The organism is Paenibacillus sp. AK002, from assembly GCF_053903045.1.
Window position 1 is genome coordinate 971,349 of sequence record NZ_CP096377.1, and the last position, 25,581, is coordinate 996,929.

The 25,581-nt window shown below is 51.4% G+C and carries 22 protein-coding genes; 17 read left to right on the forward strand and 5 right to left on the reverse strand.

Annotated elements, in window-relative coordinates:
• The first annotated feature begins 161 nt into the window (after positions 1–161).
• The 3 genes from acpS (at position 162) to M1D70_RS04210 (ending at position 3,028) form a co-directional block, all read left to right on the forward strand.
• The gene (gene acpS, locus M1D70_RS04200; RefSeq protein WP_456290386.1) at positions 162–557 is read left to right on the forward strand and encodes a holo-ACP synthase; all 396 of its coding nucleotides are present in this window, start codon (positions 162–164) and stop codon (positions 555–557) included.
• Between the two features lie 25 nt (positions 558–582).
• A complete protein-coding gene (gene mutY, locus M1D70_RS04205) occupies positions 583–1,731 on the forward strand; it encodes an A/G-specific adenine glycosylase (protein ID WP_456289208.1) in 1,149 nt (382 codons plus the stop codon).
• Positions 1,732–1,792: 61 nt separating this feature from the next.
• Positions 1,793–3,028, forward strand: coding sequence for an MFS transporter (locus M1D70_RS04210; RefSeq protein ID WP_456289209.1), 1,236 nt, complete (start codon positions 1,793–1,795; stop codon positions 3,026–3,028).
• A gap of 99 nt (positions 3,029–3,127) precedes the next feature.
• Here the strand turns inward: M1D70_RS04210 and M1D70_RS04215 are convergent, their stop codons facing one another.
• The gene (locus M1D70_RS04215) at positions 3,128–3,736 is read right to left on the reverse strand and encodes a superoxide dismutase (RefSeq protein ID WP_009594941.1); all 609 of its coding nucleotides are present in this window, start codon (positions 3,734–3,736) and stop codon (positions 3,128–3,130) included.
• Positions 3,737–4,056: 320 nt separating this feature from the next.
• On the opposite strand from M1D70_RS04215, the gene M1D70_RS04220 reads away from it, so the two are divergent.
• From M1D70_RS04220 to folE, 9 genes are all read left to right on the forward strand, one after another.
• Positions 4,057–6,624, forward strand: a complete 2,568-nt coding sequence (locus M1D70_RS04220; protein WP_456289210.1) for a hypothetical protein — start codon at positions 4,057–4,059, stop codon at positions 6,622–6,624.
• 27 nt (positions 6,625–6,651) lie between these two features.
• Complete coding sequence (locus M1D70_RS04225; protein ID WP_009594875.1) at positions 6,652–7,419, forward strand: ABC transporter ATP-binding protein; 768 nt, start codon at positions 6,652–6,654, stop codon at positions 7,417–7,419.
• Positions 7,420–7,469: 50 nt separating this feature from the next.
• On the forward strand, positions 7,470–8,765 hold the full coding sequence (locus tag M1D70_RS04230; RefSeq protein ID WP_009594873.1) for an ABC transporter permease: 1,296 nt from the start codon (positions 7,470–7,472) through the stop codon (positions 8,763–8,765).
• Positions 8,766–8,798: 33 nt separating this feature from the next.
• The gene (locus M1D70_RS04235; RefSeq protein WP_009594868.1) at positions 8,799–9,887 is read left to right on the forward strand and encodes an efflux RND transporter periplasmic adaptor subunit; all 1,089 of its coding nucleotides are present in this window, start codon (positions 8,799–8,801) and stop codon (positions 9,885–9,887) included.
• 446 nt (positions 9,888–10,333) lie between these two features.
• Entirely contained in the window at positions 10,334–10,756 is a 423-nt protein-coding gene (locus M1D70_RS04240) for a GNAT family N-acetyltransferase (protein ID WP_012819018.1), read from the forward strand.
• A 206-nt stretch (positions 10,757–10,962) separates the two neighbouring features.
• Entirely contained in the window at positions 10,963–11,565 is a 603-nt protein-coding gene (lepB, locus tag M1D70_RS04245; protein ID WP_456289211.1) for a signal peptidase I, read from the forward strand.
• Positions 11,566–11,606: 41 nt separating this feature from the next.
• Positions 11,607–13,451 (forward strand): tRNA epoxyqueuosine(34) reductase QueG, encoded by a 1,845-nt coding sequence (gene queG, locus M1D70_RS04250; RefSeq protein WP_456289212.1) that lies wholly within the window; start codon positions 11,607–11,609, stop codon positions 13,449–13,451.
• Positions 13,452–13,589: 138 nt separating this feature from the next.
• Complete coding sequence (locus tag M1D70_RS04255; RefSeq protein WP_009594912.1) at positions 13,590–13,826, forward strand: YneF family protein; 237 nt, start codon at positions 13,590–13,592, stop codon at positions 13,824–13,826.
• Positions 13,827–13,949: 123 nt separating this feature from the next.
• Positions 13,950–14,543 carry a GTP cyclohydrolase I FolE gene (folE, locus tag M1D70_RS04260; RefSeq protein WP_012819021.1) on the forward strand — a complete coding sequence of 198 codons (594 nt, stop codon included), beginning with the start codon at positions 13,950–13,952 and terminating at the stop codon, positions 14,541–14,543.
• A gap of 98 nt (positions 14,544–14,641) precedes the next feature.
• Here folE and M1D70_RS04265 read toward each other — a convergent pair whose 3' ends face one another.
• Complete coding sequence (locus M1D70_RS04265) at positions 14,642–15,544, reverse strand: AraC family transcriptional regulator (RefSeq protein ID WP_456289213.1); 903 nt, start codon at positions 15,542–15,544, stop codon at positions 14,642–14,644.
• A gap of 247 nt (positions 15,545–15,791) precedes the next feature.
• Between M1D70_RS04265 and M1D70_RS04270 the strand changes: the two genes are divergently transcribed.
• From M1D70_RS04270 to M1D70_RS04290, 5 genes are all read left to right on the forward strand, one after another.
• On the forward strand, positions 15,792–17,054 hold the full coding sequence (locus M1D70_RS04270) for an ABC transporter substrate-binding protein (RefSeq protein WP_456289214.1): 1,263 nt from the start codon (positions 15,792–15,794) through the stop codon (positions 17,052–17,054).
• 98 nt (positions 17,055–17,152) lie between these two features.
• Positions 17,153–18,001, forward strand: coding sequence for a carbohydrate ABC transporter permease (locus M1D70_RS04275; protein ID WP_009594893.1), 849 nt, complete (start codon positions 17,153–17,155; stop codon positions 17,999–18,001).
• A 7-nt stretch (positions 18,002–18,008) separates the two neighbouring features.
• Entirely contained in the window at positions 18,009–18,896 is an 888-nt protein-coding gene (locus tag M1D70_RS04280) for a carbohydrate ABC transporter permease (protein WP_254664117.1), read from the forward strand.
• 7 nt (positions 18,897–18,903) lie between these two features.
• Complete coding sequence (locus M1D70_RS04285; RefSeq protein WP_456289215.1) at positions 18,904–20,523, forward strand: DUF4127 family protein; 1,620 nt, start codon at positions 18,904–18,906, stop codon at positions 20,521–20,523.
• Positions 20,524–20,717: 194 nt separating this feature from the next.
• Positions 20,718–23,330 carry a glycoside hydrolase family 10 protein gene (locus M1D70_RS04290; protein ID WP_456289216.1) on the forward strand — a complete coding sequence of 871 codons (2,613 nt, stop codon included), beginning with the start codon at positions 20,718–20,720 and terminating at the stop codon, positions 23,328–23,330.
• 159 nt (positions 23,331–23,489) lie between these two features.
• Here M1D70_RS04290 and M1D70_RS04295 read toward each other — a convergent pair whose 3' ends face one another.
• The 3 genes from M1D70_RS04295 to M1D70_RS04305 all read right to left on the reverse strand — a co-directional run bounded on the left by M1D70_RS04295 (position 23,490) and on the right by M1D70_RS04305 (position 25,431).
• Positions 23,490–23,762, reverse strand: coding sequence for a hypothetical protein (locus M1D70_RS04295; RefSeq protein ID WP_009594866.1), 273 nt, complete (start codon positions 23,760–23,762; stop codon positions 23,490–23,492).
• Positions 23,763–23,794: 32 nt separating this feature from the next.
• Positions 23,795–25,075 (reverse strand): lipase family protein, encoded by a 1,281-nt coding sequence (locus tag M1D70_RS04300; RefSeq protein ID WP_009594895.1) that lies wholly within the window; start codon positions 25,073–25,075, stop codon positions 23,795–23,797.
• A 71-nt stretch (positions 25,076–25,146) separates the two neighbouring features.
• The gene (locus M1D70_RS04305) at positions 25,147–25,431 is read right to left on the reverse strand and encodes a hypothetical protein (RefSeq protein ID WP_119850008.1); all 285 of its coding nucleotides are present in this window, start codon (positions 25,429–25,431) and stop codon (positions 25,147–25,149) included.
• Positions 25,432–25,581 lie beyond the last annotated feature (150 nt).

The window sequence follows — 25,581 nt, forward strand, 5'->3', positions numbered from 1 at the left end:
TCAGTTTATATGGATAAAATTTGAAATACAACAAATGTAATTAATTCATGCTGTTGTAACACCGTAGTCTCGCGTTGGCGGACATCGACTGCTACAATAAGTAGGAGTGTTTATTTTTTTTGGAACAGGAAGACTGGATCAACGAAGGGGAGCAGACGATTGTGATCTACGGAATCGGGCATGATGTGCTGGACATGAAGCGAATGGAGACGTTGATGACAGGCCCGCATGGAGAGAAGTTCATGCAGCGCGTGCTTACGCAGCAAGAGCAGGCCGTTGCCGCTAAGAAGGGGGCAAGACGGACGGAGTTTGTTGCCGGGCGTTTTGCTGCCAAGGAGGCGATATCCAAGGCATTTGGCTGCGGAATCGGCCGCCTGATCGGATTCCATGACATGGAAGTAATGCCGGGTGCTCTCGGCAGGCCGGAAGCCAGTCTGTCCAAGGAAGCCTGGGACCGTCTGGGCTTGGGGGGCTCCGCCCATTATGCGATTCATTTGACGATTTCCCATCAGGCCACGCTGGCTTCCGCTTTCGCCGTGGTGGAGAAGATCAAGTAAGGAAGACGGAGGAGATTACGTATAGATGCATAACACGGAACACAAACGATACTTCAGCCTAGAGCTGCTGGATTGGTATGAAATCAATAAACGGGATCTGCCATGGCGCAGGCATCGCGATCCTTATTATATATGGGTATCTGAAATTATGCTGCAGCAGACCCGGGTAGACACGGTGATCCCGTATTTCCATCGGTTTATCGAGCGGTTTCCGACAATCCAATCGCTTGCGGACGCGCCGGAGGACGATGTATTGAAATGCTGGGAGGGTCTGGGCTATTATTCCCGCGCACGCAACCTACAGGCTGCCGCTAGACAAGTGACCGAGCAGTACGATGGCGTGATGCCCAGCGGCAAAGACGAAGTATCGGGTCTGAAAGGGATAGGTCCCTATACCTCGGGCGCCATTCGCAGCATCGCGTTCAACATTCCGGCCGCGGCCGTGGACGGCAACGTGATGCGCGTGCTTTCCCGTTATTTTTTGATCGAGGAAGATATCATGAAAGTGAAAACCCGTACCAAGATGGAGGAGCTTGTGCTGACGCTGGTTCCGGATGGACGGGCCTCGGATTTCACCCAGGCGCTGATGGAGCTGGGGGCCTTGATCTGTACGCCGAAGTCTCCCAAATGCCTGGTATGTCCGGTCATGGAGCATTGTTCGGCCCGGCTGGAGGGCAAAGAGGAATCGCTTCCTATTAAAACGAAGGCCAAGCCGCCGCGTCCTGAATACCGTCTTACCGCGATAGTAGAGGGTACCGGCGTGCACGAAGGAAAGATCCTGATCCGCAAGCGTCCAGCCGCCGGTTTATTGGCCGGGATGTGGGAACTGCCGCATGTGATCGTACCGGCCGATGGGAGCAGCGTACCGGCCGCAATGCCCGAGGAGACGGCGATGGTCCGCTTGCGCGATGCCTTGCTGGAAGAAGGGGTCCCGGTCCAGCCGATCGGCCATGTGATGGACGCGGAGCATACCTTTAGCCATATTCAATGGAATATGGGCGTATACCGCTGTAAGTGGCAGGATGTGCCGCCGGCAGTCCTGCAAGCAGCGGAAAGCGCGGCTGCATATGAGACGGGCGAAGAGAATTTCCGGTGGATTCACGTTCAGGATATGGAGCGCTACGCATTTCCCAATGTATTCATCCGGATTCTGAATGCCTATTTCTCATCTTGAAGCCGCTTTTGCCTTGTTCATTAGGTAATGCAGGAGAGGTTTGTAAGGAGTCGTGAAGCCTTTGCATAGTTGGAAGAATGCGTTGTTGTACATTGTTGGCATCGGGATCTCCAATCTTGGGAACTGGATCTATCTGGTTGCCATCAATTTGCTCGTGCTCCACATGACGGGGTCTCCCGCGGCAGTGGCCGGATTGTTCATCATCCGGCCGCTCGCTACCCTGTTGACCAATTCCTGGGCGGGCAGCATCATCGACAGGGCGAACAAGCGCAGGCTTATGATGACCACCGATGTGATCCGGGGGGCTTTGATCGCCCTGATTCCCTTCATGTCCTCGGTGTGGGGCATCTATGGCATCATGTTTCTGATTAACGTGGCGGGCTCTTTCTTCGGGCCTACGTCCATGACGTACGTAACGAAGCTGATTCCGGCTGAGGAACGAAAGCGGTTCAACGCATGGTCCAGCTTTACGACTTCCGGCGCTGTGCTGCTTGGACCCGCCGTATCCGGCCTATTGATCGCTTACACGGATATTCGGGTCAGCATCGTCATCAATGCGGTATCCTTCCTGATCTGTGCGCTTGTCATCTACTTCCTTCCCGATGTGGATGGAGAGGAGGCGGCAGGCAGCAAGCGGGAGGCCATGACGATGAGGATGCTGCTGCGGGACTGGGCCGCGGTGATCGATTTCGGAAAGGCCGCGAAGTATTTTATGCTCGTATACGTGCTGTTTCAATCCGCCACGCTGCTCGGGTTTGCGCTCGATTCCCAGGAGGCCACGTTCATTAAGCAGGTGCTGCTCCTCGGCGACGAGGATTACGGATTGCTTGTCAGCGTAGCGGGTGCAGGGTATCTGGCAGGCTCGATGGCTGCGTCTTTATCCGTTAAACGGCTGTCGCTGCGAATGTTTATCGGTGCAGGGATGCTCCTGTCGAGCATCGGCTATATGATCTTCTATGCCGCATCGGGTCTCATGACGGCCGTAATCGGTTTTATCGTGTTTGGTTTCTTCTCTTCGTATGCCAACGCGGGCTATACCACCTTTTTTCAAAACCAGGTACCCGTTGACCTCATGGGACGCTTTACGAGCGTGACCCGACTGCTGGAAGGGATGCTGCAGATTCTCTTCACGCTCCTGCTCGGTTTTGCCGCCGATGCCTCGTCGCTGCAGGCCGTATGCCTGATCGGGGCAGGCGCAGCGGTACTGTCCTCGGTCATGCTGCTGGCGGTCATCTACTCGCCGTCTAAAGCGCGCTACTATGAATCCGGCCCTGCGGCAGCGGCAAACGATGCTTAGGGGAATTATGAATATGAAAAGGCTGCTTTCGCGATAGACAGGGTCTACGGCGGAAAGCAGCCTTTTTTGTGATATGAGATCGGTTGTAGTCAGGCGATATTACTTCGCGTTGTCGTAACGCTTGCCGACTTCTTCCCAGTTGACTACATTCCAGAATGCGGAGATGTAGTCCGGGCGTTTGTTTTGATATTTCAGGTAGTAAGCATGCTCCCAAACGTCCAGGCCGAGGAGAGGAGTTTGACCTTCCATGATCGGGCTGTCTTGGTTAGGAGTGCTGGTTACTGCCAGTTTGCCGTCTTTAACAACGAGCCAAGCCCAGCCGCTGCCGAAACGAGTTGTAGCCGCTTTGGCGAAATCTTCCTTGAATTTATCGAAGCCGCCGAGCTCGCTGTTGATGGCATCAGCCAAAGCGCCGGTTGGTTGTCCGCCGCCGTTTGGTCCGATTACTTCCCAGAACAGGGAGTGGTTAGCATGGCCGCCGCCGTTGTTGCGAACCGCTGTGCGGATGCTTTCCGGTACAGCATCAAGGTTGCCGATCAGATCCTCAAGGGATTTGCCTTGAAGCTCAGGAGCGTTCTCAAGAGCAGCGTTCAGGTTGGTTACGTAGGTATTATGGTGGCGATCATGGTGGATCTCCATCGTTTGTGCGTCGATGTGAGGCTCGAGCGCGTCGTTTGCGTAAGGAAGTGCTGGTAATTGAAATGCCATAGTAAAAACCTCCTGTAAATTTAGTTTTTGGTTATGATGAAAGGCCTTCCTTCATCAGGAAGTCTTTATCATCCCGGAGCAATGGAATATGTAATCCGGCTACACTACATATATTAAACCGTTTTGGGTGATTAAATCAACTTTTATGTTTGAAAAGTCCGCGAGAGCCGATTTAAGGGCTAAAGAATGTTGTTTCGCCGCAATGGAAAATGATGAAAAACTTTCCTGGGAAAGTTGTCGTTATATATATAGCCTTGAAGAAATCTGTACTTATAGATGGAGCATGAAAGGGATAGATCGAGGTAGAAAGGAGTCGTAACATGAATAGTACAAAGTTCAGAGTGACGGCCATTTTGATGGCTGCGATTCTGGCTGCGGCACCGCAAGTGGAAGCTGCTGCATCTAAGACGGAGACATCGCAGATCGCGAAGTCGGCCGCGCAAAAAAATGCAAATTTGGCCTGGAGCGTGAAGCTGGGCAGCAACGTCACGGCGAAGCTCGACCATGCCGACGTATGGCAGCAAAACGGGTCGCATGCGGCGGTATTTACCCTGACTTATAAAAATGGGGGCAAGAGCGCAGCGCGCCTGGTATCTTATTTTCCCAAGGTGGTCCTTCCCGGCGGTTCCGTGAGCGCGGCCAATCCCATTTCCAAGGACCTGGCCAAGAAGAAGGTAGAGCCCGGGCAAAGCGTGAGCGTCACCTACTATGCAAAGACCGACAGCAGCTCTTTGGCCGGCATGAAGCTGGTCATGGACGTATGGAATCCGCAGGTCAAAGGCTACCTGCAGCGCGTCGGAACGTACAGAATGCCCGCCAATTATTCCGCTGCCGTCCCAACGGGCTCAAGCACCAAGCTGAAGCTGGGCGGAACGCCGGTTACCGTACAGGCGGAATCGCTGGAGATCATCAAGTACGACGGCAAAGTCATCGCCAAAGTCGGGATGTATATGACCAATCATGGCGGCAAGGTATGGAACGATCGGGGATTCGAGCCGCATTTGGTAACGGCAAGCGGCAACTCGTTCCCTCTGCGTCATGAGGCGGGGGCGGAGGGGGTGCCAGTCCAGCCGAAAGAAAAGAAACTGGTTTACTACATAACGGAAGTTCCCTCTTACCTGAAGACGGCCGGCCTGCGTTTCTTATGGACCGAAAACGATGACACGCTGAAGCTGTCACTGCCTGTCGCCTCATTCAAGCTGCCGGCTGCAACTGCTCCGAAGTGGGACGTCAAGGCGGGCGAAGCCAAGAAGTTGACCATCCGGGGGATTCCGGTCGATGTCAGAATCCGCCAGTCTTCGCTGCGTGCCTCCGGCGGACAGGGCATATGGACCATCGAGATGGCCTTCAAGAACAAAGGAAAAAAATCGGTGGAGGTTCCGGCCTACGAGTTCGCGATTAAAGCGTCCGAAGGCTCCTTCCATCCTTATACGCCGGACGGCAAAACGGGCTTGACGCTCCGCCCCGGGGAAGAGAAAACGATGGTGATGGAAATCACGCTTCCGCTTGATCTCAAGCAGGACCGGCTGAAGCTGCAAATGATCGGGGCATCAGGCACGGCCGGCGCATCCAAACCGCCCGCGAATCCGGGTGAGTCGGGCAGCGAGCCGACCTCCGAGGTTCAGGAGCCGTTGACCCTGCCGATTGCATACTTTGCCATCCCGTACCAAACGGAACGCAAGTCATCCATCGGCGTGGAATACGGCGCGCAGTCGGCCAAAGGCTTTGCGTACACGCTGGAATCCATCCAGCGCCTGCCGTGGCAGGACCAGGACCTGATCGTGGCGAAGCTGCGGCTGCGGAATACCCAGGAATCCAAATCGCTGCCGCTGCCTGAGCTTAAAGCGAACGTCACGGCGGATGAAAAAACAGGCTTGGCCGGCCCGGAGGTCATCGCCGAGGAGCAGGGCTCCCTGATAGCGCCGGGGGCATCAACCGAGGTGTACGTCATGGCGCGGATCCCGTATACGAAGGATATCCGTTCGCTCCGTTTCGAGCTGTTTACGCAGCAGGAAGCGGCCAAAACGTCGTTCCTGACCATGACCACGTCCGGGATGATGCAGTCGATCGGCGTTCTGGAGAAAGGGAAGCCCTATACGGTCACGGCTGCGGGTAAACGTGCGGAGGCACAAGAACGGCGGACGGTCATCTATGAAGGAGCAGACTCCGATATCGTCTATTCGGAGTTCGTGCTGACCAGCAATGAACAGCGCCGCGTTCAAGCCGCAGTGCTGAAGGGGTACTTCCAAAGCACGGACGGCAGGATTTATGAAGCGGAGACCATTCAGCCGGAAGCGGCCCTTCAGCCGGGATCCAGGCAGTCGATCGTCTTTTGGGCCCGAGTGCCGAAAGGGGCTGCCAGCGAATTGGGCCTGGCCCTCGGCACGGCGATGTCCGGAGGCAAGCTTGCGGAAACGGGCAAGGACGCTACGGGTGTGCTGGGCGTGAAAAAATTAATGCTGAATCCGGCCAGACCTGCGGCAAGCTCCGGCCTGACGCAGCTCGATTGGTATCCTTACAGCGTTTCGGTTACGAAAGCGGCTGGACATTTACAGGAGGGCAGTTCCACCATATCGCTTAATGCCACGTTGGATGTGAAACGCAGCGAGAGCATTGCGGCCGCGGATTCCGGCCGCAAGCTGATACTAATCATCAAGGACAGCCTCGGACAAACACAGGAGCGGACGCTTACGCCAGGCACCGATATCCAAGTGCCGGGCACCCGGTCGATATCGATGGAGCTGACGGACGAGCAGTACAAAAAGCTCCGCGGCGGCTGGTTTAACTTGACCCTTGTGGACGAATTCCAGAACGAGCGGATCACGCTGGGCAGCCAAAGCTACAACCTGACGTTCCAGCCCCTTCTGGACCCGAACGAGGAGAGATAGACTAAGAACCGGAAAGGAATAGCGAACATGCTGCGTTTGGAAAATGTATCGCACAGCTTTAAGAACGGCAACGAAGTGTTAAAGGTGCTTCATAACATCCAGTTCGAAGTCCAGAAGGGCGAGATGATTGCGCTGCTCGGCAGCTCCGGATCGGGCAAGTCCACGCTGCTCAACCTGATGGCCGGGCTGATGAAACCGACCGAAGGCCATATTTATATTGCGGATCAGGATATAGTCAAATACGGGGAAAACAAGCTTGCCGTTTTTCGGCGCAAGCATATCGGATTTATTTTTCAGGCTTACGAATTGATTCCGACACTCACGGTTCGGGAGAACGTGGAGCTTCCGCTTGTTTTTCAATCCGTCTCTCCGTCCAAGCGCCGCAAGAAAGCGATGGAGCTTCTGGAGATGACGGGGATCGGCGATAAGGCTTCGCTGTACCCGTCCCAGCTGTCCGGCGGACAGCAGCAGCGCGTCAGTATTGCCCGCTCGTTGATTACCGAGCCTTCCGTCATTTTTGCGGACGAGCCGACGGGCAACCTGGACACCAAAACGGAAGAGGAAATTATCCGAATCATGATGTCGCTGAACGAGTCCATGAAAACGACGTTTGTCATCGTTACCCATGAGATGGAAGTCGCCGCCCAAATGAAAAAAACGATTATGCTCCGCGACGGTTATTTGGTTCAGCCGGAGAACTACGCGACTTCCACGGGAGGGCAGCGGGGGCCGAGCGCCCCTTCGCCCCTGTCCGGGGTTCTGGTTCATTCGGAGGAGGCAGGTGAGGTCAGCTGAGATTTTTAGACAGCATACGGCTGGCATGGGGACAGATCAAACGCCGTAAAGTGGTAACGGCCCTGTGCATGACCGGCATCTCGATCGGATGTGCGGCTATTATCGTAGCGATCAGCATTGGCAACGGAGCCCAGAGTTATTTGGAGACGGAAATCATAGGCGGCATGAAACTTGACGAGATTACGGTGACTCCCCAGAGCACAGGCGGGCCAGGGGAAGGCGGCGGCCAATCGGCGGGAGGAGAACGGGGATTGCTTACGGATGATAAGGTTCAGGTCATTCAGGGCTTCAATCACGTCAAATCCGTTGTAGCCACCAAGCAGCTCGGTTATTTCCGGACCATTTCGTCCGACAACCTGATCCATGAAGGCATCAACATCGTGGCCGTGGACCTGTCCAAGCTTCAAGAGCAGGGGAACCGGTTCAAGGAAGGCGGCCCGCTGGAGCAGATCGGTGCCGTGGTGCTGAATTACGGAGCGACAACCGGATGGAAGGACGCGGAGACGAGCGAAAGATTGAACAATATGATGAATTCCGATCCCAACAATCCGCAGCTATGGGAAGAGTTCCAGAAGTATGAGAGCACCGTTTCGGAAATGATCGGAAAGAACGTACAGCTGGAGCAGATGGACAACGACAAGAAATTGCTCAGCCCGCAGCTCTACGTCGGGGGCGTGCTGGATGTGCCCAAGGGGCGGGATGCCCAGTTTGCATTCTATGACCGTCAGGCCTACATATCCTTTGACACGGCAGATTGGCTGACGGACAGCTTGAATCTGCAAAAAGGGCCAACTTCGAAACAGCGGGTTTACGATAATCTAACGGTCAAAGTGGAGGATCTGCAATATATTAAACCGCTCGAGGACCTGATCTCCAAGCTTGCGCTGAATGCGAGCGACAATCTGGCCATGCGGGATCAGGTTGCTTCCCAATTGGACACCTTCAAGGCGATCGCTCTCGGCATTGGCGTATTTATTCTGTTGCTGGCCTCGATTTCGATCATCGTCGCCATGACGATGTCGACGCATCAGCGCCGCCGGCAAATCGGCATCATGAAGGTTCTGGGAGCGAATATGCCGCAAATCCGGAACATGTTCATCGTAGAGGCCAGCCTGCTCGGTTTGCTTGGCGGGTTGCTTGGCATCGTATTCGCGTATTTGATCATCAAAGGGCTGAATTCATTCATCATGGCTTCGGCAGGCATGTCGGGACTGCAGATCGCCGTTACACCGGAGACGCTGCCGATCGGCATTGCTTTCGCCGTCATGACGGGCATATTCTCGGGGATTTACCCGGCGATCAGCGCAGCAAGAACGAATGCGCTGCTGGCCATCAAGCGGGATTAGGATCATGAGTTTCGGAAAGGAAGCTAAATCGGTATGATAAAAAAAATCATAAAATGGACGGTTATCGCTGCTGTGCTGGGTCTGGTGGGATATTGGGGATATGGGCAGGTGAAACCCAAGGAGCCTGAGATTCCCATGATGGAAGAGCCGCAGGTCATCTCATTCCCCGTAACTGAGGAAACGATTCTATCGACCGTGCAGGTCAAGGGAACGTCCGAATACGGAAAGGAAACGAACGTATACGCCCCTTTTGAAGCGAAGGTGGAGTCCTGGAACGTCGAGAACGGCCAGCAGATCAAAAAAGGCGACGCCCTTTTCAAATTGGAGCAAAAGGCGATTCGCCAGCAGCTCCAGCAGAAGGAGGCGGAGCTGCAGAAGCGGAAGCTGGAGCAGGAGCTGAAGGAGTTTACGCTGAATCAGGATCTCGACAACGCGCCTGTAGGCGCAACGGAGGCGGAGCGCCTGAAAATGCTGGCAGACCAGGAAAATGCGCGGCTGAGCAGTCAGCTGGACGAGGTGAACAACGATATCGAACGCCAAACGCTTGCCGATTTGAATGACAGGCTGAGGCAATCGACATACGTATCTCCGGCAGCAGGCCTGTTCCTGTTCGACCCGACCCAGCAGCGGCCGCAATCGGTGACGGCTAACCAGTATATCGGCAAAATCGTCGACCTGGATTCCCTGCGGTTAGTGGCATACGTCGGGGAAAACGACATCTTCAGCATTCAGCCGGACATGGCGGTAGAGGTCAAGCTGCCGTCCATCAAGGATTTGAAGCTAAAGGGCAAGGTGTTGGAAGTGGCCAAATTCGCCGAGGCGACGGCTCAGGAGAAGCAGACGTCCCAGACGCCGCAGTTCAAGGTCATCATCTCGCTGCCGAAGAACGATCGCTTGATCGGCGGATTGACGCTGAACGGAGAGATCGTGACCAAACGGAAGAACAAGGCGGTTGTCGTTCCCAAGCTGGCCGTCATGACGGAGGGAGATAGCTCTTATGTCATGGTGGACAAGGGAGGCGGCCAGATCGAGCGGCAGGATATTGAGACGGGGATGCAGACGCTTGATAAAATCGAGGTTTTGTCAGGGCTGAAAGCGGGAGATACCGTCGTTCTTCAGTAAACATGGATGTACGAAAGCAGCGTTCCTCCAAAGGCACATGGCCGGGGGAGCGCTGTTTTTTTTCATCAAGCTCCCTCATTACAGCATGTATCGCCACAGGAAAGGTAGCCCGGTGATTTCAAAAATAAATAGAGACAATGATGTAAACTCATTGGTAATTAATGGGGCGATTTTTACCGTGAGCTAATGGTTTAACAGCAGGAAACGAATCGATCATTCAACAAAAATATGGAATTTTATCCATCAAAAATAATGAAAACGCTTCATATAAAGCGCTTTCAGAAGAAAACTCGTGAATTTACGAGAAAGATGTGGTTTAATGGACAAGGAAACAGGATTTTCGGGTTTTTTGTAGTAAACTTAAATGTCAGGTTTGCGTTAACGGAATACTAGATCTTTGTAAACCGGGTAAACCGCATCATGCTAACGAAAAGGGAGATTTTGAAATGCATGTTCGTTCCTTTCAGTTGAGTGACTGTAACCCCGTAACCGAGCTATTACAGATTGCTTTATCGGAAGAATGCTACGAAAACACGATGGAGCCTTTCTCCAGGCAGCTCGCTTGGGACTCCGATCTGATTATGGTGGCAGAAGAAAACGGTGAAATCGTTGGTGCCTTAATCGGTACGATCGAGCGCAATCATGGCTGTTATTACCGCATCGCCATTCATCCCGACTATCGCAGGAAAGGGATTGGCAAAGCCTTGATATCAGCGATGGAACAGCGTTTTCAATCACGGAAAGTCAGTCGGATCATGGTAGCCGGAGATGAGCACAACGCCGCAGCCATGCCATTTTATGAAGCCATGGGATACGGTGCCAGCCAAATCCTGCGGTCGTTCCAGAAGCTCAGTATCCTTGGTCAATAGCTGCAGCGACTACAGCGGTACATACGAGCAGCGCAAAACGGCGGCCTTAAGCTTCGACAGAGATAAGAAACGACATTTTTTCGATATGAAGCATATCTTTCAGCCGTTGCAAATGGGTGGGAGATATGCTTTTCTATTAATGTACCTGTTTTTGAAGGTGCCACCCTCGATGCTCGAAGGTGAAATCGAAGTAAAGTAGGTGTAGCATGGGACAAGTGATTCCTCCGGATTCAACTGAGCATGGCGAGAACAACGGGCCTCAGAATCAACCGGCCAAGAAGAACGGCTGGGCCGCCGAGCTGTGGGATTGGGTAAAGACGATTGCGATTGCATTTGTTATTATGGTGCTTCTAAATATGTTTGTGTTTAACCTGTCTATGGTTAAGGGCGAATCCATGCAGCCGACGCTGGTGGCATCGGAGCGGCTCTTTATTAATAAAGTGGTCTATCGCTTTTCGGAACCGAGCCACGGCGACGTCATTGTGCTTAAGGATCCGAGCGACGGCCCGGACAAGAAGGAGTTTCTTGTTAAGCGTGTCGTCGGCGTACCCGGGGATACCATTGAGGTAAAGGATCAGAAGCTCTACGTGAATGGCGTGGCCCAAGAGGAAGGGTATACCGATGTCCCGATCGAGGATCCTGGCTTTGAGCCCGTTACCCTGGAAGCGGGAAGGTATTTTGTTATGGGGGATAACCGCCACCTCGGAAAGAGCAAGGACAGCCGCATGTTCGGCAGCGTGAAGGAAAGCGACATCGTGGGCAGGGCCGAATTTATTTTCTGGCCGTTGTCCGAGATCAGAAAGCTGTAGCTTAAGACAGAACATCATCCCAGAAAAGGAGGCGCTGGAGAATGACCTACACACTCGGCTCGTACGCTCCTCCGCCTTCGGTATGGGAGGAGCTCAAGCAGGAGCTAAAAGCCGTTGCACCTGAGCTCGGCATTGATGATATCGGCTTCGCCTCGGCGGAGCCGTTCCAATCCCTGAAGGGGATTTTGCAATCCCATCGGGATAAGGGATATGAGTCTGGGTTCGAGGAGCCGGACCTGGATAAGCGGGTGACTCCCGCACTCCCCGGCACCGAGCCGAAGTCCCTGATCGCCATCGCGATAACGTACCACTCCAAGATGGAGAACCCGCCGAAATCGGAGCCTGGCAAGTACAGGGGCATCATGGCGCGATCCGCTTGGGGAAGGGATTATCACCATGTGCTCCGGGAGGCGATGAGCCGCCTGGAGGCGTACATCAAGGAACGCGTGCCGGATGCAAAGCTTGAAAGCATGGTGGACACCGGCGCGCTTGTCGACCGGGCCGTCTCGCAGCGGGCCGGCATCGGTTTCAGTGCCAAGAACTGCTCCATCATTTCTCCGAAGTTCGGTTCCTGGATATTCCTTGGCGAAATGGTAACCAATATCCCGTTTCCGCCGGATTCGCCGGTAACCGAGGATTGCGGGGACTGCACCAAATGCATCGATGCATGCCCAACCGGCGCCCTTGTCGGTCCCGGGCAGCTGAATGCCCAGCGCTGCGTTTCTTTTCTGACCCAGACCAAAGGATTTCTGGACGAAGAAGCCATGCGCAAGATCGGCAACCGGCTATATGGATGCGATACCTGCCAAATTGTTTGTCCGAAGAACCGGGGCAAGAGCTGGACTCATCAAGAGGACTTCAAGCCCGATCCTGAAAAAGCCAAGCCGCTGCTCCTGCCCATTCTGGATATGAGCAACCGGGAATTCAAGGAGACCTTCGGAGATACGTCCGCCGCTTGGCGCGGCCGTAAGCCGATTCAGCGCAATGCCGTCATCGCGCTCGGCAACTTTAAAGATATTTCAGCCGTACCGAAGCTGAGCGAAGTACTGCTGAAGGACCCGCGCCCGGAGCTGCGGGGAACCGCTGCATGGGCTCTGGGCCGTATTGGAGGCGAAGAAGCGTTGAACAACTTAGAGAAAAGCATGAAATCAGAAGGGGATTCCCGAGTACGAGATATGCTGCAGCAAGCCTTGAATAAACTAAAGCCTGAACCGGCTGGAAATGAAGCACCTGCCGAAGCGCAAGCCGCGGCCGAAGTTTCATCCGCCGGGGTTCCGGGTTCCTCGAATGGGGGCAATCCGGAGCAGGAGGGTTCTGTCATTCAGGGGGTCGAGCCGATGGCCATCCCTGAAGGAGGACCGGAAATGCTGTATTATGATGAAGTTCAATCTCCGATCGGACCGCTGACGGTCTGCGCCACGGAGAAGGGGCTTTGTCTCATTGAATTCGGCAGCTTCTATGTGAAGGAAGCGGTCATCCAGCAGTGGTCGCGGACCTGGGCTGGCAACGGCGGCTACCAACGGGACGAGGCTAGACTAGCCCCCGTGATCACGCAGTTGAAGCAGTACTTTGCCGGGGAACTGAAGGCTTTCGACGTACAGCTGGACATGCGCGGAACCTCATTCCAACTGCAGGTATGGGAAGCGCTGAAATCCATTCCCTATGGAACGGTTTGCTCCTATAAGGATGTAGCCGAATCCATCGGACGTCCGAAAGCGGTTCGAGCCGTAGGCGGAGCGAACAATAAGAACCCCGTTCCGATCATCGTGCCGTGCCACCGGGTGGTAGGAGCCGACGGAGCGTTGATCGGCTATGCCGGCGGCCCGGAAATCAAACGCACCTTGTTGACGATCGAAGGAGCCATGCCGGATCGCAAAGGATCGTAGTTGACCAAGGCGTAATCATCGATAGCTGCCTGCTGCCAAGCATCCGTTATTTTCATTTGCTGTGACGAAAAGGACATGCTATGATAGGTTCGTGTATGCGCCATGAAATGGCAGATATTAGTAGAAGGTGGTCAAGTGATGGATATTGTCATTCCGATTATTACATTGATCGTGGGTCTGGTCGGCGGATTCTTCATCGGCGTATTCTATCTGCGCAAGCAATTGGAGAAGATGCAGAACGATCCGCAAATGCTGCAGAAGATGGCAAAACAAATGGGGTATAACATGAACAGCAAGCAGATGCAGCGTGCACAGCAAATGATGAAAAATCAGCCTATGCCGGGTAAAGGGCAAGGCCGCAAACGCAAATCATAATGCAAGAAAGCCCACTCCCGTCTAAATGGAACGACGGAGGGGCATTTCTATTTAAAAAGACCGCTAACAGCGGCTATAAGTTAACCGTTTGCTTTTTCTTTGGAACGGAAAGGGGGATGTACTGTGGCGGGCGTAAAGGACTATGTAAACCATAAAGTAGGCCAAAACCGAGAGCAGATCGAGTACCATGTAGAGCAAATATTGAAGCTGATCGGTGAAGATCCCAAGCGTGAGGGTCTGCTTGAGACACCGGCCCGCGTGACGCGGATGTACGAAGAGATCTTTGCGGGATACGAAGTCGATCCCAAGGACGTTCTCGGGGTTACCTTCGACGAGAATCACGAGGAACTGGTCATCGTGAAAGATATCGTGTATTACAGCCAGTGTGAGCACCATATGGCGCCGTTCTTCGGCAAAGTCCATATCGGTTATGTCCCGAGCGGCAAAATCGCCGGCTTGAGCAAGCTGGCACGCTTGGTAGAGGCGGTAACTCGCCGTCTTCAGGTGCAGGAGCGCATCACTTCGCAAATCGCCGATATCATGGTGGAGGCGCTGCAGCCTAACGGCGTTATGGTCGTTGTAGAAGGCGAGCATCTGTGCATGTGCGCACGCGGCGTGAAGAAGCCGGGCAGCAAGACGGTAACGTCGGCTGTACGCGGTACGTTCCAGAGCGATTCCGCGCAGCGCTCGGAGTTTTTGTCCTTGATTAAAGACTAAAGCAGGATCCTATAAATATAAGCCAAAAGCCTCGCCCATTCAGGGCGAGGCTTTTTTCTGAATATCCTGCATTTTGACCTCAAGGCCGGTTTTTTGGTTTACTCTTGGGCCTTAACCAACGGTAGGTACGGGTCTGGGCGCAGCTTGGCGGTATACTCCTTAGGTTTGCAGCCGGTATATCTTTTGAATAGTTCGTAAAAATGCGCCATATTTTCGATTCCGACTGCCTCAGCAATTTCTGTCACCTTCATGTTTTGAGTAAGCAGGAGGCGCTCCGCCTTCTGGATCTTTCTGCGATTTACGTAATCGGTAAAGGAAATTCCCAACATTTTTTTAAAATACTTAGAGAAGTAGGAGTAACTCATGTTCGCCAGCTTGCACACCTGCTTCAGCTCGATTTTCTCCCCAATATGAGCGTTGATATAAGAAATTACCTCTTTCAGCAGTGGGATATCCCTGGAACCTTCTTGATTCAGTGTTCCACGGTCATCATTTCGAAACAGTGTCAGCAGAAGTTTGATGACCAGCATGCTGGTCGCAATCTCAAAGCCGCTCCTCTTCTCCTGCATCTCATCGTGCATTTCTCCCATAATGCCTGCGATTTCCCTTTTGGCATCTGTATTCTCTTCGAGGATATAGTTTAGTCGGTCCAACGGCTGGTCAATCTCCGTAAATTGACGGTAATACATTTGAATGGCCGGATTGAAATAGGCGTGCAAATCGATATGAAGCACCATGTATACCAATCTTTCGGTGCCGATCTTGCGTCCAAAATGAAGCTGGGATGAGCCGATTACACAGCTGTCTCCCGCTTTCAGCCTGTAAACTTTATCCGGTGTATGTACATCGAGTATTCCTTGCTCAACCGTAAGAAATTCAACCTCCTTGTGATAATGCCATATCCACTCGATGGGATACTCCAGGCCATCGTTGACTAATTTCCATATTTTGATACATAGGAGAGGGTCCTGGTATTCAATCGGTTCTTGGATAATTTGCATGCAGCCAAAACCTCCTACAAAATCATCATGTCTAAATTGGATACAAACAGGGTAAATGCCGTCATATACACTTCATATGAAAATCAGTAATGTTGTATTTGTACCAATTATACAACAAGGAAGAAAATAAGGGGTTATGCGAGTTTTGTGCTTTGCCTCAATTGATTCGATTCCCCGCCTTTTTATGAAAGGGTTTTCAGTTGTATGGTTTTTAGACTAAATAGAACTTAAAAGGGAGGCGTTTGGTTTGAAAAGATCTAAAAGAATGGTCGCTTTACTGCTTACATGCATGATGTTTATGGTGGCAGCCTGCTCCAGTGGAGGGGGCGATACCGCTGGTAAGTCCGAAGGTTCTTCAGAAATCAAGTTTTGGACAATCTCGCTGAGCCCGACTTTCGATGATTACATCAATGGCATGATTGATACGTTTGAACAAGCCAATCCAGGGGTGACCGTGAAGTGGGAAGATATCCCGATCGACGCGGTTGAGCAGAAGACGTTGACAGGCAGCGCTTCAGGCAATATGGCGGATGTCGTTAACCTGAACACCGAATTCTTGAAGAAGCTTGCTGCACTCGGGGCACTGGCTAATATGGACGAGCTTGCCGCAGATGTCAAAGATGACTTCTACGAAGGTGTATGGAGAGCGGGCGAATATAAAGGATCAACCTATGCGCTTCCTTGGTACTTGGCAAACGATATTGTGCTCTACAACAAGGAATTGCTGCAAGAAGCAGGTTATGATGCCCCTCCAACAACGGTGGATGAAGCCTGGGAGATGACAAAAGCCATTAAGGAAAAGACAGGCGCTTATGGGCATTCCCTGACATCGATCCGAGACGAGCTGCTGTACAGCGGAATCCCAATTCTGAATGAAGATTATACAAAGGCTGCATTTAATGTACCACAAACAGTTGAAATTTTCGCTAAGTATAAGCAGCGTAACCAAGAAGGGCTGATTCCGGAAGAAATTTTGCTGGAAATGGCAAAGCCGCAAGAATGGTATGCACAGGAAAAGCTTGCTTGGTGGCAAACAGGGCCGAACCTGTTCCGTCAAGTCAACGATTTGTCCCCGGCGGTTTACGAAAAATCGGATGCAGCCAGTGCATTTGCTTTCAGCAGCGGTAATATTCCGGTTAATACAATGAACATCGCTGTATCGGAGAAGAGTAAGAACAAAGACGCAGCGGTTAAATTTGCGAAGTTTGTGACGAATGCAGAGAACCAGCTTGAGTTGAGCAAGTTATCCTCCGTGCTGCCTTCCGTGAAGAAAGCTGCAGAGGATGAATTCTTCGCAGCAGGCAAGGACGCAACGGATCCTGTAGATAAAGGCCGTTACCTGGCTGTACAACAGCTTGAGAAATCATTGGATTTACTGCCTCCGGTTGAGAATCTGGCGGATATCAACAGAGCCCTTAACGAAGAATTCAGACGTATGCTGGCAGATGATTTAGAGCCTGCGGATGCCGTAGCAGCTGCGGAAGCTGCCGTTAATGAATTGCTTCAATAAAGAGTTAGGCTTGGAACCATCTTCTTCAGCCCCGCGCTCGTGCGGCTGAAGAAGATTTATTGGCATCGATGGTGCTGTAACGAAGGAGGCTCGCATCTATGTATAAAAAGTCACATGCCTGGCTGTTTCTCGCCCCGGCTGGTTTGCTGCTGCTGGTTTTTAGCGTAATCCCTGCCTTTGCTGCCTTGTTCCTGAGTTTTACGAAATATGATGTGATCAACCCCGCCGAATGGGTCGGTCTGGCTAATTACAAGGATCTAATGGGTAATAACCTATTCTGGAAAGCAATGCGCAACACGGCTTATTACTGGATTTTAGTTACACCTGCTTTGGTGGTTCTGCCGGTGTTTTTGGCTGTGCTTGTGAATCGGGGATTAGCTGGGGTTAAGGCATTCCGGCTTATTTATTATTTTCCGACACTTGTGTCCGTTGTTGTTACAGCCTTTTTGTGGAGCTGGATGTTCCAGAGCGATGGGGTGCTTAACTACATCTTGAGTCTGTTCGGAGCAGAGCCGTTAAAGTGGCTCACAAGTAAACATATGGTTCTTCCGAGTCTTGCGCTTGTAACCGTATGGCAGGGCCTTGGTTATTACATGCTGTTCTATTTATCAGGACTTCAATCCGTGCCGGAGGATTTGTATGAAGCAGCTGATTTGGACGGTGCCGGATTCTGGCGCAAGCAGATGGTCATCACATTCCCGATGCTGCGTCCGGTTATATTCTTTGTGGCCGTTGTATCCACAATGGGGGCGTTTAAAGAGTTTACCCTCATGATGACCATGACCCAGGGCGGGCCGCTGAAATCATCCACGACGGTCGTATATTTGGTCTTCGACGAGGCGTTCACCAAGCTGCACATGGGTGGTGCAAGCGCAATGTCCTTTGTGCTGTTCCTGGCGATCTTGCTGCTGACGGTCATTAATAAACGATACTTGGACAGAGAGTGAGGGATGAATGATGGCAGATCAAGCTACAGGCGCTCAAGTAAAACATTCGTCCGGAATGAAACGGTGGAACAAACGGAAAGTCATCAACAATACGCTCTCCTACGTATTGATGATACTCATCGCTTTTGCCATGATTATGCCTTTTCTGTGGACGCTTTCAACGTCACTTAAGGGACAGAACGAGGCCATTTACACCATGCCTCCGAGCTTTATTCCGGAGCAGTGGACGCTTGAAAATTATGTAACCGTATGGAATTCGCTTCCGATACCGGTTTACTTCTGGAACAGCATTATTTTATCTTTCTTTGGCGTGGCACTGCCATTGATATTCGCGTCCTTGGCTGCATTTCCGCTAGCAAGAATGCAGTTCAAAGGAAGACAGGCCATTTTTCTCTTGATTATGGCTACGATGATGATCCCGGCAGAAGTGACGATGATTCCGATTTATTTGATTCTAAACGAAATGAATCTTCTGGGCACCTTGACGGGGGTTATTGTACCCGGCGCCGTTTCCGCGTATGGCATTTTTCTGATGCGGCAAGGGATGATTTCCGTTCCGAAGGAGATTGAAGAGTCGGCAGTCATTGATGGTGCGGGCGTATGGCGCATATGGCAGAACATTATGATGCCGATGGTGAAGCCTACACTGGCCACACTCGGAATTTTGAGCTTTATCGGAGCATGGAACAACTTTCTGTGGCCATTCCTCGTACTCGATGACAGCTCAAAATACCCGTTAACTGTGGGTCTTTACAAGCTGAAAGGAACCTTTGTATCCAACACACGCCTGGTCGCAGCCGGATCCATGATTTCGCTCATTCCGATTGCGATTGTATTCATTTCATTTCAGAAATACTTCATCAAGGGTGTAAACGCTGGCGCTGTGAAAGGATAATTACTTCATGAACGGAACATTTTCTAACGAGAAAATTATATACCTGCCGCTCGACGAGCGGCCTTGCAACTATCATTACCCTGTGCAGCTTGCTTCCATGACTGACCTGGTGCTTATTGTGCCGCCACTGTCCCTGCTGGGGATGAAGAAGCAGCCAGCTCAGTACGAGTCGCTGAGGCAGTGGCTGGAGAAGGAAGTCGTAGATGCGACGAGGTTGATTGTTTCGCTCGATTTGCTTTTGTACGGGGGAATCGTCCCTTCCAGACTTCATCATCTAACGAATAAGGAATGTGAGGACCGACTAGAATTGCTGAAGCATCTCAAGGCCATCAATCCATCCCTGAAAATTTACGCCAATAACCTGATTTTGCGGGTTCCGTTTGATGACAATGATGATGAAGAACCGTCTTATTGTGCCCAGCATGGCAGAAAGCTATATGAATATAAACGGATGCTGGATAAGGGCGAGCGGGAGAATCTTTCTGAATTCGAAATGAATTCGCTTACGAAGCTGACGATGAAAATTCCTTCTAACGTGTTGACTGACTTCACAGACCGTAGGGCTACCAATGCTTACGTCAACCGGATGGCTATACGTTATGCGGACGAGGGAATCATCGATAAATTGGTCATTCCACTGGATGGCAATGGGAGGGATGGATACTCGGCTAAAGAGCATCATGAGCTGTTGTTTATGGTGGACAAAAGCAATCTGGTAGATCGCGTGATGCTCTATCCGGGGGCAGACGAGATAGGCTGTACGCTTTTGGCCGGCGTATTTTGTGAGATTAAAAATTACTTTCCTGAAGCCTATGTCCGTTATTCGTCAACACAAGGTCCGTTTTTGATTCCGAGGTATGAGGATCGGAGTTTGAATGAAAGCATTAAATCGCACATGACGGCTGCAGGTGTATTCATGGCTGATTCCTCTACGGAATCGGATTTTGTGCTCATGGTAAATGCTCCGCCGTTAAGTCAATCAGAGACGAATGAATCCTACCAAAACTCCCAGAAGTGTAGCTGCTCTTATCATTCCGAGATTCATTTGAATGAGTTCAGACAGGCACTTCGGGCATATTCCAAAAAAGGATTGTTTATCGCTCTTGCTGACGTGGCGGTCTGTAGTGGCGCAGACCATAAACTGATGAAGCTGCTCAGCAAAGGCAATGAACTGAATTTGCTGGGTGCTTATGCCGCACGGAATACTTCTGGCAATACGCTGGGGACCGTGATCGCTCATGCCGTGATCGCTTCTTATTACAGTAAGGAGACCCCGCAGGAAACCATTGCAGTCTGGAGGGAGAGAAGCAAGTCCTTCATGCTGCGCAGGCTGATTGAGGATTGGGGCTATCAAACAGTTGTCCGCAGTGAAGTCATAGCGGAGGTTCTACCGGAGTTAGACGTGACGCCTATGGATCTCGGATCAAGGGGAGACGAGCTTCGTGGGGTGATCAAGGAAGGGCTGAATGAGTTTTGCAGCACCTATTTAATGGGGATGACCGGTGGGAAGCCGCAGGTTGCGGATGTTAAACTCCCTTGGCATCGGATGTTTGAGGTGGACTTTACACTGGTTGGCGATGAATCAGTACAAGCAGGAACAAATGATCTTGATGGCGCCCTAGCATAGGGTGCCTTTAAGGAGGTGATAACAGAGCGTTTACCAATGCCATTGTATATCCATTTTGCTGGTACAGAATTAGTATATAACCCGGAGGTGTAATGATGAACTTTAGAAAATGGTTTTCAGTGCTTATGTGTTGTGCCCTCATTTTTTCGCTCATGTCGATCTCTCCTGAGAAAGCCAGGGCCCAGGAAGGGGGAATGGGAGCAAGCCCATCCATTACGCTGCCTGACGGCACCAAACTTGTGGTTGACGCGGTGAATGCCGAACGCAGCGAAAACGGGATTACCGTGTATACCAGAGATTATAGCGCTCCATTTACAGCACCGTTTGAGAACGATGCCGTCGTTGAATATATTGTTTCAGGAGGAATCGTACTTGAGAAAAATACGAACGGCTCCAAAGGGACCTATATCCCCCTGCACAATGTGGTGATATCGGCTTCCGGCACAGCCAAGGAAGAAATGAAAGCGATTGCCATCGGAGATGCGCTGATACTGAATGGGGTTGCGGTTCCGAAACAGATGAACCGTTTTGCCGTCGTGAAGGGTGCCGAAATAGCGATTAACAAAATAAATGCATATCGCGACGAGAATGATGTCGTGCTGTATGATGCCGGTTATGGAGCAACGACCAATACGAATCAATGGGGACTTGAGCTTATCATTGAGAATGGCATCATTACGGGCATGGCTAAGCCGGATGGCAAAACGTATAACAATTCCCGTATTCCAAGCCAAGGCCATGTATTATCTGTACAAGCCGGGTCTTCATATTACAATGATCTGAATGCAAAGATAGCGAGCGGCGAGATCAAAACGGGTGACCCTGTGGAGATCATCGTACATGAAGAGACGCATCTAGCGAGTCGGATTGCTTATGATGCTGTGGATCCGAAGTCGAAGGAAGATAATCCGGGAGGCTGGGATTCAGCTAACGACAAGCCTTTCGACGGATTCCGCGGGGGTGACCAGCTCATTGTGTACACCAGTGATTATGGAAAAGAAACAACAGGCACCAATGCCTGGGGTTATGAGGTCATCGTTGATGAGAATCATAGAGTCATATCCGTTGGTGGCAACAACTCTCTGATTCCGGACAAAGGCTTTGTTCTGTCTGGCCACGGCGTGAAGGCAGAATGGCTTAAGAACTACGCTAAGCTAAGTGCGACCGTAACTATGAATCGTACGGCTAAAGAGCTGGTGGTTATGCTGACACCGCAATCCTCCCTGGATCGAGCCGATTACCGTATCGGGACTTCGACAGCGCTGCTGCAGAAGTCGAAGGATATGTACATGGATGTTCCTTATTCAAAGATCGAGCAGAAAATGGCGGAGGCCAAAGCCATCCGCGGAGAGATCGTCAAGCTGATTGAGCAGCAGGCATACGACGAGATGACTTTGAAATCAGCAGCGCTCGACAGCCTGATGGATGAGGTCATTAACTTGAACATGGAATCCCGCAAGGTCGACCATCGTGCGATCTGGATGCGTCCATTAGAGACGAATATGGATGAAGTGCGCCAGCATCTGAAGCTCATTGCGGATGCAAATTTGAATCAGGTGTATGTGGAAACTTGGTGGGATGGCTACACGATTTACCCTTCGGACAATCCGCTTGCGCCTCACAATCCGATGTACAAAGGGTTTGACGTCCTTCAGGCGTATATGGATGTGGGCGATGAACTCGGTCTCGAGATCCATGCATGGGTGGAAAACGCATTTCTTGAGGGAAACAAGATGGAGCAAAAACCGGAATGGTCGATGATCCGGCGGGATGGAGCCGACTATTGGGAAGTAGACGGCCATACTTTTTACTGGCTGAATCCTGCACTGCCGGAAGTCCGGAATTTCATTACCGACCTCTATGTCGACCTGGTGACCAGATACCCGGTTGCCGGACTGCATCTGGATTACATCCGTTACCCCGATAACTACGGGACGGAAATCGATTATGGTTATGACGCTTATACCCGTGAGCAGTTTATGAAGACATTTAAAACAGACGTAGATCCGGTGAATTTGTATCCGGGCGATAAGCTGTGGCCGGAATGGCAGCAGTTCCGCATGGATATCATTACGGGATTTGTTAAAGAGCTTGTACCGGCATTAAAAAAGATTTCACCGAAACTTTCGATCAGTGCAGCGGTTTATTCCGATTTCTACACCAATCCGTATTACAAGCTGCAGGAGGCAGGGCTGTGGTTGCAAAATGGTTATCTGGACAACGTATTCCCAATGTCCTATAAGTTGGATGCCCAAGCGGTTGTGCATGATGCGGAAGAGACATTAAAGCTTGCCGGTGGCCTCTCTTACGTGACGATGGGGCTCGGGCCACAGGCCAAAGTATCTCGGCCGGTGCTCGTCGAGCAGGCCTATGAGACGCAGAAAAAAGGAACATCAGGCAGCGCGTACTTCGAATTCCTGTCTTACTTCGGCGATCAATATAACGTGCCGCTTAAACAGGGGATGTACCGGAATAAGGCCATCGTTCCATTCAGTAACCCAGGGTTGTCCGTGAAGACCATCCTGATGGATATGGACCGGAAGATCGATGAGATTTATGTGCCGAATAAAGGAATGGCTGATGCGAAGAGTTATAAAAGGGACTTGAAGGTGCTTGTCAACCAATTGAACGAAAATAAAACAATCGACAAGAGAGCAGCCAAGCTCGGTAGAGATTTGGGGCAGCTTATGAACAAACTGAGCAAGGATTCCTCCGTACATGCTCAGGTGAAGGAGCGAATGATATTCGATTTGAAGTATGCGGATCATATCATTAAAATCTACAACAACAAAAACTACAACGATTAACGATAAAACAAGACCGTCCACATCCTTAACTGGTCAAGAGCCCATTATAGACACTGAAAAATAACGCTAGGTATAAGCTGCTTCCGGTATTCAACCGGAGCAGCTTATTTATCCTTGTTGCGGCCGATGCTTATGGTACACTCGATTCTTCGTGGATCATCAAGATGCGCCATCGACTTGTTTCATATATTGCACATACTGGACGAGGGCGCTTTTTTGCTCCTCGATCTCCCGGATTCGACGAGACATCTCCATGAAAAAGACTTCGATCTGGTCTCTCAGCACATTGGCCGATTGTCCCTTCCAATCCTGAAGGCGGGCATACATGCCCCGCGCCTCTTGTTCGTCGGCCCGAAGGGCTGCAAGCAGCCCCGTCAGCTCGCGTTCGGCTTGAAGCAAATCATCAAGCTCCAGCAGAATCTCTCGACTCATCCCCATTCCTCCCGGTGGTTGCTAATAGATGTTTACCCGCTGTTATCTGTACGTTCAAACAGATCCGCCTTAAATTTAATGTACTGCACGATGTCGGTGGTATGCTGCAGATGCCACTGACTCATCGACATGATGGATGTATCCAACTGCTGGACGATCGGCTGCAGACGCCGGCTGTGGCTGGAGAACATGTATTTGGAGAGACGCTGCCGGATTCCCTGCATTTCGGCATCGCTCTGATGGGCGTGAGCTCGCCATTTCTCAGCTACGCTTCGCAGCTCGGCTGGGGTGACCTGGATGGTGCCGGAGGAGCCTCCTGCGGAGCCGGCCAGGGCTCCCATTGAGCCGCCCAAACCTAGACCTAAGCCCAAGTTGCTCAACGGCCCGCCAAGACCAAACAAGAGACCGCTATGGGAAGGAATTCTGGGCGAATCCACGGATTTACCGGTAGCACCGTCATACAGACGGTTCGAAATGTAACCATTCTCGAATTGATAGCGGTCCAGCTGGTGATAATTGGGGCCTCCCAGCGTATTATCGATTTTTTCTTTGATGCTGAGCCCGTCATTGGCATCCTTGTAACTGGAGTCTATGTAATAGGTAGAGCCGACGTGACCGTCGTAACCTCCGAGCGCGCCGCTGGCAATAATGTCGCCGGGATGGGCGAAATTAATGATCTGGGAGTCGAATTCCCCATTCTCGGCTTTTCTTCTGGCTTCAGGGGAGAGGCTCCCGATGACGGACGGGGCGCTGAAGGTGACTGCCGACATGCCCGTATAAGCTGCAGCATATTGCGCGTTGGCTCCGCCCAGCGAATGACCGGTAAGGGAAAAATCAACGCCCTTGTACTTCTCCTTCATTTCCAGCGCGTAATCCTCGGCTTGATACAACTGATTGGTGCCCAAGATATCCGTTTTCTTATCGATTTTCCTCGATTGTTCGCCGAACCAATCCGTGACATCGTTAATGCCCGTAACTTCTTTGACCTTGTCTACATGGTCGGCCCAAGGAGCCCGAAACTCCGGGATTTTTCGTTTGATCTCTTCAATGCCAATATCCGCGTCGGCCAGATAATCGGGGAGAGCATGGGATAAATCTCTGCCTGCTTCGGTGCCGCGGTATGCGATAACAGCCTGGTTCGTTTCCTTGTTGTAGAAAGTTACCGCGTCAAAACCGGATATGCTGTTGCTCTTATAGTCCTCAAGAACCTCCCATCCCGGCAGGTCCTCAACGGTATCTTCTTTTTTCAGATCGAGGTAAGCCGCTTCCGACATGAGTCGGTATGTCTCGTCATCCACTTGCGGTGAACTCAAATATATTCCCTCCTTAACGTGATCTATCAGGTTCAGAGCCTATGGTTATTGCAAAGAGAAACATAGGCCCGTCACTCGCCCTTAATAGCTTTTCTAAGCTCCGGGTTCATCACGAAATTGGACGTTTCGCCTGTGTTGAAATCTACGGATATCTTAAAGGTTTGTTCAGGATGATCCACGACAAACCCTTCGAGGTTGACCTTGTCCGCTACGATCGAAGGCATCATCTCTTCTTTGGTAATCTCCACATCCAAATTGTATTTTTCCTTAAAATACTGAACGGCCGTGGTTTTCGCCTTTGTTATAACCTCGTCCGAGCTGCCGTTTGCAGTGGCTTCGTTTTGATTATGGTTCACGGGCTGGCATCCTCCAACAATTAGAATAATGAATACAAAAGCAAAAATGAAAATACGCGATTTGAACCTACTGTTCACACTGACCCATCCCTTCAGTCGTGATGTCCTGCTCCCACAGGCACGCCGGATCTTTCGGTTGTTGCCTTAGAC

Coding starts and splice junctions, on each gene's coding strand:
- mutY (WP_456289208.1), top strand. CDS start 583: ATGCATAACACGGAACACAAACGATACTTCAGCCTAGAGCTGCTGGAT.
- M1D70_RS04215 (WP_009594941.1), bottom strand. CDS start 3,736: ATGGCATTTCAATTACCAGCACTTCCTTACGCAAACGACGCGCTCGAG.
- M1D70_RS04220 (WP_456289210.1), top strand. CDS start 4,057: ATGAATAGTACAAAGTTCAGAGTGACGGCCATTTTGATGGCTGCGATT.
- M1D70_RS04225 (WP_009594875.1), top strand. CDS start 6,652: ATGCTGCGTTTGGAAAATGTATCGCACAGCTTTAAGAACGGCAACGAA.
- M1D70_RS04235 (WP_009594868.1), top strand. CDS start 8,799: ATGATAAAAAAAATCATAAAATGGACGGTTATCGCTGCTGTGCTGGGT.
- M1D70_RS04240 (WP_012819018.1), top strand. CDS start 10,334: ATGCATGTTCGTTCCTTTCAGTTGAGTGACTGTAACCCCGTAACCGAG.
- lepB (WP_456289211.1), top strand. CDS start 10,963: ATGGGACAAGTGATTCCTCCGGATTCAACTGAGCATGGCGAGAACAAC.
- queG (WP_456289212.1), top strand. CDS start 11,607: ATGACCTACACACTCGGCTCGTACGCTCCTCCGCCTTCGGTATGGGAG.
- M1D70_RS04255 (WP_009594912.1), top strand. CDS start 13,590: ATGGATATTGTCATTCCGATTATTACATTGATCGTGGGTCTGGTCGGC.
- M1D70_RS04265 (WP_456289213.1), bottom strand. CDS start 15,544: ATGCAAATTATCCAAGAACCGATTGAATACCAGGACCCTCTCCTATGT.
- M1D70_RS04275 (WP_009594893.1), top strand. CDS start 17,153: ATGTATAAAAAGTCACATGCCTGGCTGTTTCTCGCCCCGGCTGGTTTG.
- M1D70_RS04280 (WP_254664117.1), top strand. CDS start 18,009: ATGATGGCAGATCAAGCTACAGGCGCTCAAGTAAAACATTCGTCCGGA.
- M1D70_RS04285 (WP_456289215.1), top strand. CDS start 18,904: ATGAACGGAACATTTTCTAACGAGAAAATTATATACCTGCCGCTCGAC.
- M1D70_RS04290 (WP_456289216.1), top strand. CDS start 20,718: ATGGGAGCAAGCCCATCCATTACGCTGCCTGACGGCACCAAACTTGTG.
- M1D70_RS04295 (WP_009594866.1), bottom strand. CDS start 23,762: ATGAGTCGAGAGATTCTGCTGGAGCTTGATGATTTGCTTCAAGCCGAA.